Source organism: Crocosphaera sp. Alani8 (assembly GCF_038442745.1).
Classification (GTDB): Bacteria; Cyanobacteriota; Cyanobacteriia; order Cyanobacteriales; family Microcystaceae; genus Crocosphaera.
Genome location: NZ_JARVCN010000051.1, coordinates 1 through 13,246, shown reverse-complemented (window position 1 = coordinate 13,246; position 13,246 = coordinate 1). Strand labels below are relative to the sequence as shown.

14 protein-coding genes and 1 riboswitch are annotated in these 13,246 nt (G+C 37.9%); of the genes, 7 read left to right on the top strand and 7 right to left on the bottom strand.

Translation table 11 applies throughout. From position 1 onward, the window contains the following. Positions 1 to 254 precede the first annotated feature (254 nt). The gene (locus tag P9B04_RS04110; protein ID WP_342053726.1) at positions 255 to 707 is read right to left on the bottom strand and encodes an ABA4-like family protein; all 453 of its coding nucleotides are present in this window, start codon (positions 705 to 707) and stop codon (positions 255 to 257) included. Positions 708 to 854: 147 nt separating this feature from the next. Between P9B04_RS04110 and P9B04_RS04105 the strand changes: the two genes are divergently transcribed. Together P9B04_RS04105 and P9B04_RS04100 are read left to right on the top strand one after the other, a co-directional pair. Further along, entirely contained in the window at positions 855 to 1,319 is a 465-nt protein-coding gene (locus P9B04_RS04105) for an NfeD family protein (protein WP_342053725.1), read from the top strand. Positions 1,320 to 1,367: 48 nt separating this feature from the next. After that, positions 1,368 to 2,339 (top strand): SPFH domain-containing protein, encoded by a 972-nt coding sequence (locus P9B04_RS04100; protein ID WP_342053724.1) that lies wholly within the window; start codon positions 1,368 to 1,370, stop codon positions 2,337 to 2,339. A gap of 19 nt (positions 2,340 to 2,358) precedes the next feature. Here P9B04_RS04100 and P9B04_RS04095 read toward each other — a convergent pair whose 3' ends face one another. Continuing rightward, the gene (locus P9B04_RS04095) at positions 2,359 to 3,102 is read right to left on the bottom strand and encodes a dienelactone hydrolase family protein (RefSeq protein ID WP_342053723.1); all 744 of its coding nucleotides are present in this window, start codon (positions 3,100 to 3,102) and stop codon (positions 2,359 to 2,361) included. A 316-nt stretch (positions 3,103 to 3,418) separates the two neighbouring features. Between P9B04_RS04095 and P9B04_RS04090 the strand changes: the two genes are divergently transcribed. Beyond that, positions 3,419 to 3,856, top strand: coding sequence for a hypothetical protein (locus tag P9B04_RS04090; protein ID WP_342053722.1), 438 nt, complete (start codon positions 3,419 to 3,421; stop codon positions 3,854 to 3,856). 62 nt (positions 3,857 to 3,918) lie between these two features. On the opposite strand, the gene P9B04_RS04085 is transcribed toward P9B04_RS04090, so the two are convergent. The 3 genes from P9B04_RS04085 to P9B04_RS04075 form a co-directional block, all read right to left on the bottom strand. Continuing rightward, complete coding sequence (locus P9B04_RS04085; RefSeq protein WP_342053721.1) at positions 3,919 to 5,619, bottom strand: methyl-accepting chemotaxis protein; 1,701 nt, start codon at positions 5,617 to 5,619, stop codon at positions 3,919 to 3,921. Between the two features lies 1 nt (position 5,620). After that, the gene (locus tag P9B04_RS04080; protein WP_342053720.1) at positions 5,621 to 6,820 is read right to left on the bottom strand and encodes a CheR family methyltransferase; all 1,200 of its coding nucleotides are present in this window, start codon (positions 6,818 to 6,820) and stop codon (positions 5,621 to 5,623) included. A gap of 202 nt (positions 6,821 to 7,022) precedes the next feature. Beyond that, positions 7,023 to 7,970, bottom strand: a complete 948-nt coding sequence (locus tag P9B04_RS04075) for a ribonuclease Z (RefSeq protein WP_342053719.1) — start codon at positions 7,968 to 7,970, stop codon at positions 7,023 to 7,025. Between the two features lie 218 nt (positions 7,971 to 8,188). Here P9B04_RS04075 and P9B04_RS04070 point away from each other — a divergent pair, with 218 nt between their 5' ends. Together P9B04_RS04070 and P9B04_RS04065 are read left to right on the top strand one after the other, a co-directional pair. Continuing rightward, positions 8,189 to 9,532, top strand: a complete 1,344-nt coding sequence (locus P9B04_RS04070; RefSeq protein ID WP_342053718.1) for a TldD/PmbA family protein — start codon at positions 8,189 to 8,191, stop codon at positions 9,530 to 9,532. A 16-nt stretch (positions 9,533 to 9,548) separates the two neighbouring features. Next, a complete protein-coding gene (locus P9B04_RS04065; RefSeq protein ID WP_342053717.1) occupies positions 9,549 to 10,364 on the top strand; it encodes a sulfotransferase family protein in 816 nt (271 codons plus the stop codon). A 131-nt stretch (positions 10,365 to 10,495) separates the two neighbouring features. Next, positions 10,496 to 10,642, top strand: a riboswitch (cobalamin riboswitch). Between the two features lie 316 nt (positions 10,643 to 10,958). Here the strand turns inward: P9B04_RS04065 and P9B04_RS04060 are convergent. Further along, complete coding sequence (locus tag P9B04_RS04060) at positions 10,959 to 11,936, bottom strand: UPF0236 family transposase-like protein (RefSeq protein WP_342053716.1); 978 nt, start codon at positions 11,934 to 11,936, stop codon at positions 10,959 to 10,961. Positions 11,937 to 12,112: 176 nt separating this feature from the next. Continuing rightward, positions 12,113 to 12,325, bottom strand: a complete 213-nt coding sequence (locus P9B04_RS04055; protein ID WP_342053715.1) for a hypothetical protein — start codon at positions 12,323 to 12,325, stop codon at positions 12,113 to 12,115. A 308-nt stretch (positions 12,326 to 12,633) separates the two neighbouring features. Between P9B04_RS04055 and P9B04_RS04050 the strand changes: the two genes are divergently transcribed. Together P9B04_RS04050 and P9B04_RS04045 are read left to right on the top strand one after the other, a co-directional pair. Beyond that, positions 12,634 to 12,909 carry a hypothetical protein gene (locus P9B04_RS04050; RefSeq protein WP_342053714.1) on the top strand — a complete coding sequence of 92 codons (276 nt, stop codon included), beginning with the start codon at positions 12,634 to 12,636 and terminating at the stop codon, positions 12,907 to 12,909. Next, positions 12,902 to 13,246 (top strand): fatty acid desaturase (locus tag P9B04_RS04045; RefSeq protein WP_342053713.1); only part of this gene is annotated, 345 nt, incomplete at its 3' end. The genes P9B04_RS04050 and P9B04_RS04045, both read left to right, overlap by 8 nt.

The window sequence follows — 13,246 nt, the reverse complement described above, 5'->3', positions numbered from 1 at the left end:
TCTAGATTTACTATTCTTTCATTTTCTCACACCTCATTCCTGATTGCTATATCTAGCATAGTTTTTACTAAAGGTTGATAATGCTATTAACCTGAGTTCGACATAAGAAAATTAATAAAAAATTTGTGAATTTTAGGAGTTTAAAACACCTATCACTTCGTCAAAAAAAACTTTAACTCCTAACACCGAACTCAGGTCATTATACCCTTATGGATGAAGTTGACACTTTTATCGAACTAGAAAAGATAAATAACTTAGGTGGCACTTGCTTCTATTTCTTCTGGTTTAGATACTTTTAATTGTATCCATGATGTAACAATGTGACTTAGTAAACCAATTGGCCCTGCTAATAAACATAAAATCAGAGAATGAATTGTAAAAATACCTTTTTCTCTTCCTTCTAAATAAATGTAACGACCCGTAAACAAATCTAAGACAATAAAATGTATCCATCCCGTCAACATTACTGGTTCTTGACTAAAAAGTTGAGCCAGAACTGGTAAAGTAGGATTAGAGAATGCTTCAACGGAATCTGGATCAAGACTACCAGCAAAAAGATAAATATATAATCCCGCTAAAGGAACAAAAGGAAGATAGGAAGACATGATTTTCTGTGTCATTCCCCATTTAGGTAAAATAACCATTAATAACCAAAACGGCAAGGCGTAAAAGTTAGCAATGTTAAACAAAAGACTTAAATCAATCATTTTAAATTTTCCTTAAGAAAGTTAAATTTTCACTCTTTCAGTGTAACTTATCTCGATTAATAGCGTTATCATAATACTGAACGCAAAATTTTGTGCTGCTATCAATTGTCTTGGTACAAACACAAAGTTTAATCGCTCAATTTTGTTATGTCTTCTAGCTATGTTTTCATGGTGAGTCCAGCCTTACTTTGGTTGATTGCCGGTGCCTTACTCTGTTTATCTGAAGCGATTTTTCCGGTTGCTTTCGTTGCCTTTATGATGGGAATTAGTGCAATTATCGTCGCTGCGATCGCCTTAGTAATTCCTTATTTTCCCCTACAGGTCATTTTTTGGTTAGGTTTGTCAACCCTTTCAATTGTAGGCTCTAGGAGCTTTATTCCGAAAAAAAAGTCATTAAACTCCATAGTTGGTGATGCGCAAGAAGGAGAAACCTTAACTGAAATTTCCCCAGGTAAGACAGGAAGAGTCCTCTATGAAGGTAATTCCTGGCAGGCAGTTTGTGCCGATCATACGATGTTAATTTTACCCCGTCAAAAAGTATATATTGTTAACAGAAAAGGCAATACTTTGATAGTTTTACCAGAATTTCTTCTTGGTTCTTCAGATTTATAAAAATAGATTTGTTACACTAAAGGTAATGGTTGTTAAGGAGTTCTAAAAATGGGACAATTCTTTTTCTTTGTAATTTTAATTTTGGGTGGTTCAACAGCTTTTGGAACGGTCAAAATTGTTAATGAAAAAAACGAGTATTTAGTAGAAAGATTAGGCAGCTATAATAAAAAGTTAAGTCCAGGATTGAACTTTGTTGTTCCTTTCGTAGATCGAGTGGTGTACAGAGAAACAACTCGAGAGAAAGTCATAGATATCCCTCCTCAGTCTTGCATTACTAAAGACAATGTTTCCATCACCGTTGATGCAGTGGTTTACTGGCGAATTATGGATATGGAGAGAGCATACTATAAAGTAGAAAACCTACAAACTGCTATGGTTAACCTAGTCCTAACACAAATTCGCTCAGAAATTGGGAAATTAGAACTAGACCAAACTTTCACAGCGAGAACAGAAATTAACGAGATATTATTGAGGGAATTAGACATAGCTACCGATCCTTGGGGAGTGAAAGTAACTCGTGTAGAATTAAGGGATATTATGCCCTCAAAAGCAGTACAAGATTCTATGGAATTACAGATGGCTGCAGAACGGAAGAAACGGGCAGCTATTCTAACATCTGAAGGGGAAAGAGATTCAGCCATTAACTCAGCACAAGGTAAAGCAGAGTCTAAGATTTTAGAAGCAGAAGCTCAAAAAAAAGCCGAAATTTTACGTGCTGAAGCTGAACGTCAACAACAAATATTAAAAGCAGAAGCTGTGGCTAAAGCCATTGATATCCTGACAGAAAAGCTAAAAACTGATCCTAATGCTGGCGAAGCCTTACAATTCCTATTAGCTCAAAACTACCTAGATATGGGGGTTAAAATTGGCAGTAGCGATAGCAGTAAAATCATGTTCATGGACCCGCGAAATATCATGTCTACCATAGAAGGAGTAAGATCAGTTGTTGGGTTTCAAGGGGATGAATACCAAAGTTTAACCGAAGACTTAGACCAGATTAAAAGAAATTTTTCCGATTAAGGTAGTAAGAAGTGCCAGACTAAAGTTCAGCTTTAAATAATTCTAAGACTTTTTGCCAAGCATCCTCTGCCGCTTCTCCATTGTAACTACCTCGTTTATCGCAGAAAAATCCGTGATCTGCTCCCTGGTAGCGAAATACTTGGTGGGGAATCTCGTTATCTTGTAAAGCTTTCTCGATTGTATCAACTTGTTCTTGAGGAATACTTTTATCTTCGGTGCCAAAGAAGGCGTATAGTTTGCCGTTAATATCTGCAGTAGAGTCCACCGTCGCTTTGCCTTCCTCCCCTGGTTTCCAGTTAGCAATTCCCGCACCATAAAACGAAGCAGTGGCTTTGATTTCTGGTAAAACAGAAACTAAATATACCACATGACCTCCAAAGCAAAAACCGATAGTCCCTACTCCTGTTTTTTTGACTTGAGGTAAGGTGTAAAGATAATCGATGGTGGCTCGAATATCCGACAACAATTCATCCGCTTTGGTTTGATTTTTGTACTTTCTGCCGATCTCGATCGCCTCGGCAGTGTAACCGGTTTCAAAACCAGGATTAAGCCGTTGATAAATAGCAGGAGCAACAGCAACCCATCCTGCTTCCGCAAAACGCCTAGTAACATCGCGAATATGGTCATTGACCCCGAAAATTTCTTGAACAACAATCACTGCAGGAAAGACACCCTCTTCCTTTGGCATAGCTAAATAACTATCAATATTTAAGCCACCATTTTCGATAACAACGGTTTCTGTTGTAATGTTTAACTGTGTCATTTTTAGTTTAGGGTTTTCTCCCTATATCTGATAACTTCTACCACCCCTGTACCTCACAAGTATGAGAACTGCTATAAGCTGAGTTTTGTGGGTTTAGCCTCCGCCTATGGTATCATGAACACTTAGCAGAAATATAGTCATATTGGTTCGACCTCCTAATGGTACAGTCATGATTGACTATGCTCTTATAAACTATGTACCCAAGATTACTCCATCGAGACAGGTTTGAAACTTGCCTCAAATTTCACCATTGAATTGCCTTCTGTATGCTCGATCCCCTAAGCTTAGGATAATAATATTCAGGAGATAAATAATTATGGCTACCCAAAAAACCGCAACTAACGGCACTCAAACCCCAGAAAGTCAGAAGACTACAACCGCTAGTAAAACCAGCACTCGTAGTAAAGCCTCTACTGCCACAGAAGAAAAGCAAAGTAGTGCCTTATCTGTTAAGGAAAAAACTAGTAAAACCGCGCAGGGGATTCAACTAATCACCGAACCCGGTCTTCTTCCAGGAAATCGCCCCGTAGAAGCCAGTCACCTCAAGGTAGTCAGTACCTACAAGTCCGTTGGTGCGGCTCGTCCCGTTGTGGCCGGTGAGATGGAAATTTCTAGTACCTTAACCATATCCGGACAAAGACCGATTATGGTTAGTCATTTACAAGTAAGTGAGACGTACACTGTCATGGGGAACCGTCCCGTTGCTCCCAATGATGTCGACGATCCTGCCTTATTGATGGGCTATCTTGATTAATTATAGTTTTCAGTAATCTTATTAAAAATCCCAGGTGTTGAGAAAATACCTGGGTTTATTGTTTAATCTTTAACCTTAAAAACCGAGATTTCTGTTTGTAAACTTTGGGCTGCATCGTTTAACCTTTCTAGAACAATATGAGTGTCGTGTAGAGAATAAGCGGTTTGTTCTGATCCCTCGCTCAACTGTTCCATCGATTCACGAATATGTTGCGCGCTACGGGATTGTTCCTCCATACTTTTACTCACTAACTCGAAGCGAGGGGTAATACTTTGAACCTGTTCGATTACTTGGGCAATTTGATGACTAATGTTGCCCACATCCTGAACGCTACTGCTCACTTCTTTGTTAAATTTATCCATTTCCATTACCCCAGTAGAAACCGCAGATTGCATTTCTTTGACCATCTGTTCGATTTCTAGGGTAGCTACCGCAGTTTGGTCTGCTAAACGACGAATTTCTCTGGCAACCACAGCAAAACCTGCCCCATATTCCCCTGCTTTTTCTGCTTCAATGGCTGCATTCAGCGACAATAAATTGGTTTGATCCGCTACTTTAGTAATTGTTAAGACGACGCTATTGATATTGTGGGCTTTTTCGCTCATAACCCCCAACTTGGAAGCGATAGAAGTAGTTGCTTCTGCTAGTTGGCGCATAGTGGTTTCCATTCTTCCAAGATCGTCTTGACCTTGATTAGCTGCTGTGGCCGTACTTTGAGAAAGTTCGGTAATTTGTTCCATAGTGTTAACCAATTCTTCGGAGGTATTAGCAATTTCCTGAGCGGTAGTTGTTACCTCATTGGTAGACGCAATTTGTTCGGTTAAAGTAGCCTCTAATTGTTTTCGGGAGGCGGCCATTTGTGTGGTGGAACTGGTGATGGCAATGCCAGATTGTTGGACTTTAGAAATCAGGGAATTGAGGTTATAAATCATGATTTTCAAAGCTTCTAAGAGTTGTCCAATTTCGTCGTTAGAAACAACTTCTACTTCTCCTGTTAGATTGCCATTAGAAACTTCGTCTGCCAGTTGAACCGCTTGTCCCAAAGAGCGAGTAATAGTGCGAGTAATCCAGTAACCTAAACTTAAGATGGTAATAATGCCAATAACAAACGTAAACGAAACAATGTTTACTGTATTTTGTTGGTGCTGCCTAGCTACCTTAGCAGAAGCCTGGGATATACTGACTACCTGATTAACTAGGGAAATATTTTTGTCTTTCAATCCATCCTGGGAAGCCTGAACTCTGGTGCCAATATTTCTGGCTGCGGTGATGTCATTCTCATTAATTAGACTAAATACTTCTTCTGCTTCGGTGTTATAAGTAATGTGAGCTTGTTCGTAATCATTTAAGCTGCTGGCGATCGCTTGAACGTCCATTCTCTCTTTTTCGGTGTCGGCAATGTCTATTTGTTTGCGAATTAGACTTTGAGAAGACTCGATGGCAGTACGAACCCGACTTTGATTGTTGAGAAAGTTGGTTCGAGATTGATTAAAATTGGTTTTATTGCCGGGGTTGTCGAGACTATTAACCCCAGCGATGTAAGCTTTTTCGAAGTTAAGAACTTGCTCGAGTTGATTTTCCTGCATTTGGATCAAATTTTGAATTAAAGAAAGATCCTCTTCTGACATTTGTCTAACTTCGGCGTACAATTTGGACATTCCTATCCAGGTAGCAATGGCACCGACTCCCATAATTACGGCAGAAAATATCAATAACCCTAATAATTTAGCTTCGATAGTCATCGATTTGTAAAATTTCATCATATCAACCTTGAAGATTGTCTAATCGTTGAATGCGACTTTTTAGGACAGCTGCCCCTTGTCTATCTCCTTGATTCTCCCGCAGTAAAACTAGATGAACTAAGGCTTTGCGATAATTGGGCCGAAGGTAGAGAGCTTTTTGGAAGCATCTTTGGGCTTCTTCTAGATCGTCCTTGGCTTGAGAAATTTCCCCTAACAGTAAATAACCCTCAGCATCAATGGGATTTTCTTGGAGATGAGTTTGACAAAACTGCACTGCTTCTTCTAATCTTCCCTGATTAGCGAATTGTTGTGCCATTTGTAAAGAAGAAACTTGAATTTTTTTTGCTTCTGGTTTTCCGAAGGAGGGGGACGGTGTTTTTTTCAGTGGAAATTTTTGGCTAGATTGAGGGTTTTGAGGGGATTTTTGGCAGTTTTTTTGGTAGGCAAAAGCGGAGGGGTGAGACATGAAGGAAAAATTGGGAGATTGAATTAGGGGGGTTTCTACCGCACCGACGAATAACAAACCCCCGTCCCAGAGGAGATTTTCTAAAATTTTGAGGACACGATTACGGGCAGCCTCGTCTAAATAAATTAGTAAATGACGACAAAAAATTACATGATAGGGGGGATGATTGGGTGACCAGGCAGATAGTAAATTTTTTGTAGAAAACTTGACTTGATTACGAATTGATGTACGAACTTTGTAGCGATCTTCTTCAACCTCGAAGAATTGCTTATAGTTTACTTTATCGTGGGAACGGAAAGAGTTTTTTCTATAAATACCTTTTTTGGCGATGTCTAACCCTATCTGACTGATATCCATCCCTTCTACCACAAATTGCTGGGAGGTTAGAGGGGAATTGAGTAAAGTCATCGCAATGGAGTAAGGTTCCTCTCCGGTTGAGCAGGGAACACTCAGTATTCTGAGGGTGTCTCCAGAACTGGAGGGAAGCCATTGGGTTTGAACATATTTACGTAATAAGGAGAACGCCTCTCGATGGCGAAAAAACCAAGTTTCTCCGATAACAATTTCCTCCACCAATTCTTGAAATTCGGAGGCTGAGGATTGTAATTTTTTTAAGTAATCTGATACTTTTTGCAGGCCACAGGCTTTTTGACGGTTATTTACCGCCTTAATTAATTGACGTTGCCCAATTTTATCTGGACCGAGGCCGATTCTTTTACTTAGTAAATTTTCAATCCCTTTATAGTCTTGATTCATGGTTTTTGTGAGCTTAAAACCTTTTTCCTTTACTCATGATGTCGAACTCAGGTGGGAAGATTTAACTCGTCTGTGTCTTATGTTCATTATCCCCTATATCTAGCATAAGCTCCGGTCAGTTCTTTGAACAAGAACTTGACTAGCTTATCTTCAACTCTTACCTTCTGCTACAACGTGAGTTCGACACAAGGGAATTTATTTATTAGTTCTTAGAATGCGATGCTCTTCTCGGAACCTCATAAGTCAGGAAATCACGGGCTAAAATGGTGTTCGGGAAAATTGCCTTTGCTTCGTATAATAAATCGTCCAATTGCAGGTTATTTCCTGGTGCATAACGGGGGCTAAAATGGGTCATGATTAATTGTTTAACCTGTGCAGCTAAAGCGACCTGTGCCGCCATTGTGGAGGTAGAATGAAGCCGCTCAAAAGCTAGTTGAGCATCTTGGTGGGCAAAAGTTGCTTCGTGAATCAACACATCAGCATCTTCGGATAATGCGATCGCTTCTTCACAAAATACTGTGTCTGTGCAGTAGATTACTTTTCTTCCGCTTTCTCTTTCACCACACAAGTCTTGTCCTCGAATACGACGACCATCTTCTAGGGTAACTGTTTTCCCTTGTTTAAGTTCCCCATAAACTGGCCCTGGGGGAATATTCAAAGCTTTGGCTTTTTCCACATTAAAGCGTCCTGGACGGTCTTTTTCTGCAATACGATATCCATAAGCAGGAATACGGTGTTTAAGGGGACGACAACTCACCTCAAACTCTTTATCTTCATAGAGGATACCAGGATGGATAGGATAGACGCGAATATGACTAGCTAACTTAAAATGGGAGTATTTAGCGCAACCGTGCAAATAATCTTTTAATTCTGGGGGTCCGTAAATTTCCATAGGTTGGCCGCTTCCTGCTAATCCAGAACTGGCCAATAATCCTGTCAACCCATAAATGTGATCTCCGTGCATGTGGGTGACAAAAATGCGAGTAATTTGCGATATTTTAACGTCGCTGCGTAATAATTGATGCTGGGTTCCTTCTCCGCAGTCAAATAACCAAACTTCCCCCCGTTGAGGTAGTTTTAAGGCTACACTTGACACATTACGGAATCTTGTTGGCACTCCAGAACTGGTTCCTAAAAAGGTAATCTCCACAATTTATCTATCATATTGAACATCCGCTTATTTATTGTATCTATTTCGGTGGCTAAATTTTTAAACATGAACTACCCCAAAGGAGTGCAGACTTGACTAATTATGGGAAGGACGCAGAACTAGAAAATAGGTTAAAATCCGATTATCGTAGAAAATAATTAACTGTTACCGAGTCCTAAGCTTAACTTATTCATTACATCTCCTGATTTTTTTATCTGATGAAAAACCAAAAATTAGAACATCTAGAATCTAGCTTTCAACAATTATGTCATATTCTTCTCGATAAGTTACAAGGAGACGAATACTTAACTATTGAATTAAATGGAGAACAAACCCAGTTTATTCGTTTTAATGGGGCAAGGGTACGACAAACTGGCATTGTAAAAGATGGAAGTATCAAACTTACTTTAATAGCTAATCAAAGAACTGCTTTTGCTACCTTTCCCTTTACAGGAGATGAGGGGGTTGATAATTTAATAGCAGTAGATAATTTAAACTATTTACGTCAAGAATTAACCCAATTGCTAGAAGATCCTTATATAATTTTACCAGAAAATAACGGAACAACGAGAGAAATTTACAGAGGAGAGTTATTGTCCAGAGAAGAAGCTGTTAATCATCTTCTTGCTCCTGTTTCTGATGTAGATATGACGGGGCTTTACACTGCAGGTTCAGTTATTCGAGGGAACGCCAATTCTAAGGGGCAATTTCATTGGTTTGCCACAGAAAATTTCATTGTTGATTATTCTTTGATTACCCCATCAGAAAAAGCAGTTAAAGGAGTTTTTTCGGGTCAAAACTGGGAGCATGATAAATATTTAGAGCAGATTGAAATAGATAAGAAACAGTTACTAGCTTTAGAAAAACCATCTAAAACACTTCAACCTGGAGGATATCGTACTTATTTTGCCCCCGCTGCGGTTGCTGATTTAATTAGTATGTTATCTTGGGGCGGTATTAGTGAATCTTCTTTAAGACGGGGGGATAGTTCCTTATTAAAGTTACAACAAGGACAAACATTATCTTCTCAATTTTCTCTACAAGAAAATTTTAGTAAAGGCACTGTTCCTAGGTTTAATGAATTAGGAGAAATAGCTCCTGAAGTTTTACCTATTATTAATGAAGGGAACTTAGTTAATACTTTAATTAGTTCCCGAACCGCATCAGAGTATGGTCTAACGGGGAATAATGCTAATAATTTTGAAAGTTTGCGATCGCCTGAATTATTACCAGGTAATTTAGCTCAAGGGGAGATTTTATCTAGTTTAAACACAGGGTTATATATATCTAATTTACACTATTTAAACTGGAGCGATCGCACAGGGGGACGCATTACAGGAATGACCCGTTATGCTTGTTTTTGGGTAGAAAACGGAGACATTATTGCCCCCATTGAAAACTTAAGGTTTGATGAAAGTTTATATCGTTTTTGGGGAGAAAATTTAGTCGCTTTAACCAATTTTAGGGAGTTTATTCCCAGAACAGGTACTTATGGACAAAGAAGTTTAGGAGGTATTTTAACCCCAGGAATAATTGTTAATGATTTCCAATTTACTTTGTAACTAATTTGATAATTTTATGGTTAATAACTTAAAATACAATCTCAGAAATTTAATAACACTCAGATATTTTTGTCCTTCTATTTCTGGGAACTTGTTTTTCATTTTTGGATGTCAAAGAAGCGGAACAACGTTACTTCTTTCTATTCTTAGCGCTCATCCTCAAATCATTGGAATAGATGAGACAGAATACCCGAGTCCCTATCCTTTTCCTTCGGCCCAGAGTTTAGCCATCAATAAGCTTTTAAACCGACATTTATGTTTTAAAATGTTAGAACACTCGAATAAGTTAAACTTCTTAAAAAGCTTTTACCCTAACTCAAAAATATTGTGGGTTATTAGACATCCTTTTGGAAGTATTTCCTCAATGTTAAACTTAGTTAATGCTCAAGGAAATTGGCTGGATAGATGTGTTATTAAAGAGTTGGATAGACTTAAACCTTTTTGGGGTAAATCCTTTATTGACTATAATTCAGGGGAGCTATCCACGGTAGAATTAGGTGCAATTTATTGGCTGTACAAAAATCGGTATCTTCAGTGGTTGAGAGAATACGGGTTTGATATATTAGAAGTTAAATTTGAAGATTTAATACAAAGTCAGGAAACAAATCTCAAAAAAATTGTTGATTTTTTGGACATAGAATGGAGTGATGATTTGCTAAATTATTATCAAAAAAATTCTGGTAAAACTTTAGCTGGTGGTACAAGAACTGATCAACCTATCAAAAAGAAGGTGATTGATAACTACCTATCTACTTTAACTAGGGATGATCAAGAAAAAATAGCGAATATCTGTATGCCCTTAATGGAAACTTATGGTTATTCCAAAGGTTAACGAAATTATTTCATTTGATCAACAGTCTAATAATCTCTCATCACTAGCTTTCAAGTTGTTATTGACTACATAAAAATTGAGAATATTCTTACCAAATTTGATAACGTAGATCAATATTGGCAATGATGTGATATATTCAACTAGATGTCGGTTCTAGTGGAAATCAACCATTAGAGGTAACGGGGAAAGTTCGGTGTAAATCCGTCGCTGTCCCGCAACTGTGATGAGATGTTTCAACTTCTCTTAGTCAGAATGCCCGCCGATTAGTTAATCCACGTTCATAATTATCTGCGAGGTACAGATTGTGGCCAATATAGTTCCATTGGAGAAATGCTTGTGTTATTCTCCCCATAACATCTTGTATAAAATTATTCCACCTGTAAATTATCCGTTGATGGACAGAGAACTTATATACTACTGAAAAGGCGATCGCTAAAATCCAAGGGCGATTACAACGGAAATCCGTGGGTCAGTCTCTTCTGGGATCAGGAAAGCGGTTCGCAGCGATTTTCTGCGAACCAGACTTACAAAAGAGTCCGAATTTGGCTTTTAAAATTGAATTATGAAAACAGAAAAATAAATTGATTAAATTGATTAAATGATTGTTTCTGGAAACCAAAATTGTTGCCATTCACCATTTAGTTCAAGAACTTTTAGGATAGCTAAAGCTTTACTTCCAAGAGAACTCCAACTCATTCCTTTACGTTTTTGACGATTACCAATTACAAGATCAACAGCTTTTTCCACCCGTCCACTCCCAATAGATTTACCCGATTTTTGACGACGTTCATAGTCGATAATTTCCGATTCATGTTTCTTAAAATAAGTCTTTAATTCTTCTAGTTTTTGTTGATTTTTAGTTTCGATTTTAGTTGACAAATAATTCATAGCTTTAGTATTTTCTCCTCGCCAAAGATACGAAAGTAAGTTCTTAGAATGTTCTTGTTTTTCTTTTTTATTTCGTGATATCATTGATAATAAGTTTCTAATTTTCTTGCAGAGATGATACCAGTCTAAAATCAAAGTAATTCCTTTATTGCTTACTTTAGCGAGTCTTTTCCGAATATTTGATGCTCCATCAGTAATGGCTACTATTGGTAGAAGGGCTTCATAATTCTCATAATAATAGTTAATTTGATATTTCACCATTTCTTCTAATGGAATTAAAGGTTTCCCTTGAGCATCTATGGGACTGGTTATATACTTAAATCCCCCTGATGGCTTTTCTAATAAAATTACATCAGTTATTATAAACTTACGAGATACTTTCGAGATATTTTCAGATTCATCGATTTCTTTTTTGTTAAGTTTTTCTCTATTCTCTTTCTGTTTTTTTACTCCAATTGCATCATCAAACAGTAATATTTCTGGAGCATTTGGATCATAAATATCTACTTTTGAAGAAATAGCTATATCAGTCTTTATTATCTTATCAATTTCTTCATTTTCTTGTTGCCATTCTACTGAAACTTGTTCGGCTTTCTTGACAATAATTTGCCAAATCTTTTGGTCTGATAATAGTTTTTTTCCACTGATTCTTTCTACTAACTTTTCCACTTCTTTATAACTCATACGATTACTATAGTATCCAACTAATTCCTCTAAGAGAGGACTAATATATTGTCCACAAAATTGATAAGTCAACTGAAAATAGTTATAACTTTTTCCTTTAATAAAATACTTCTGTAAAGGGAAGCTGATGTTACCATGAATAGTCTTAATTGTGACAGGGTGGCTACCATTACATTTTACCCCACTTTCTTTTTTTTCTCTTCTGTGAATTGTCTTTGACCCTCTTCTACTAGATATCTTGTTAATTCTGGTAGCATTTCTTTTCTCAATTTTTCTACCGCTTTTTCAATCTCATCTAAATGGTAATTTCCTATTTCTATTTCTTTTGATGGTAGCTGTTTCAGTTTTTTTCCTTGTTCATCTTTGAGGGTTATTTCTATTTTGACCATTCTGGTATTTTCTGATAAATGTTTGCTCAATTACTATTATAAATTACCTCTAATTGTCAGACAAGGTTTGGCTCTTGAGCGATCGCTACTATCTTACTATGATCACCACCGATTGTTGCCGAGTCTGTATAGCGATCGCTCCTTATTGATACAGACTCTATGAATCCAGCAACGGAAAATTTACAGGTGGAAATTTTTTATTGATCGGATACATTGCTTGGAAGGGTTATCTAAACACAGGTAGGGGAATGGTCGTATGCACTCTTGTCGATACCATCCCTTCCTGCATTGACTGGGAGGTGGATACTGTGACCTCTCATCAAGTATTCATTCCACAAGCGCAAGTAGAAGCGTACCTGCAAGTGCTGGAACTGCAACCAGAGATCGTCACAAGATTGCTAAATGCAATTAACACCTATGTCCCAACTCAGGCCATTGTGCTTCTGGTGGTTGGTAATGGTGTTGTCCATATTAACCTGCTAGAAAACCTCAAGATTTCTCCTGCCGACTGTTATGCACAGGTGCAACATCGTTGGGCAGAGTTTCAACCTAACTTAACTCCCCAAAGAGACACTCATGAATAAAGCTGACTTCGTTTTGACGACCTACATCAACAGCAGTAACCTGCGGGCAACTTATCAAATTCTCAATACCGTTGTGCCTTATGTTCTTTTATGGATTTTAGCGGTGAAAGTAGCGTCTATTTCTCTATGGCTTCTCCCCCCGATCATTGTTCTGCTGATTCTCTTTTCACTTCGCTGTTTCTCTTTGATGCACGATTGCGGCCATTATTCTCTCTTTCGGTCAAAATCGGCTAACCGTATTTTTGGGTTCGTGCTAGGTGTAATCAATGCAATTCCCCAATATGGGTATCTTCTCAAAAAGCCAGGGGTCACTCGCTGCGAAAACTTAGGCCAAACA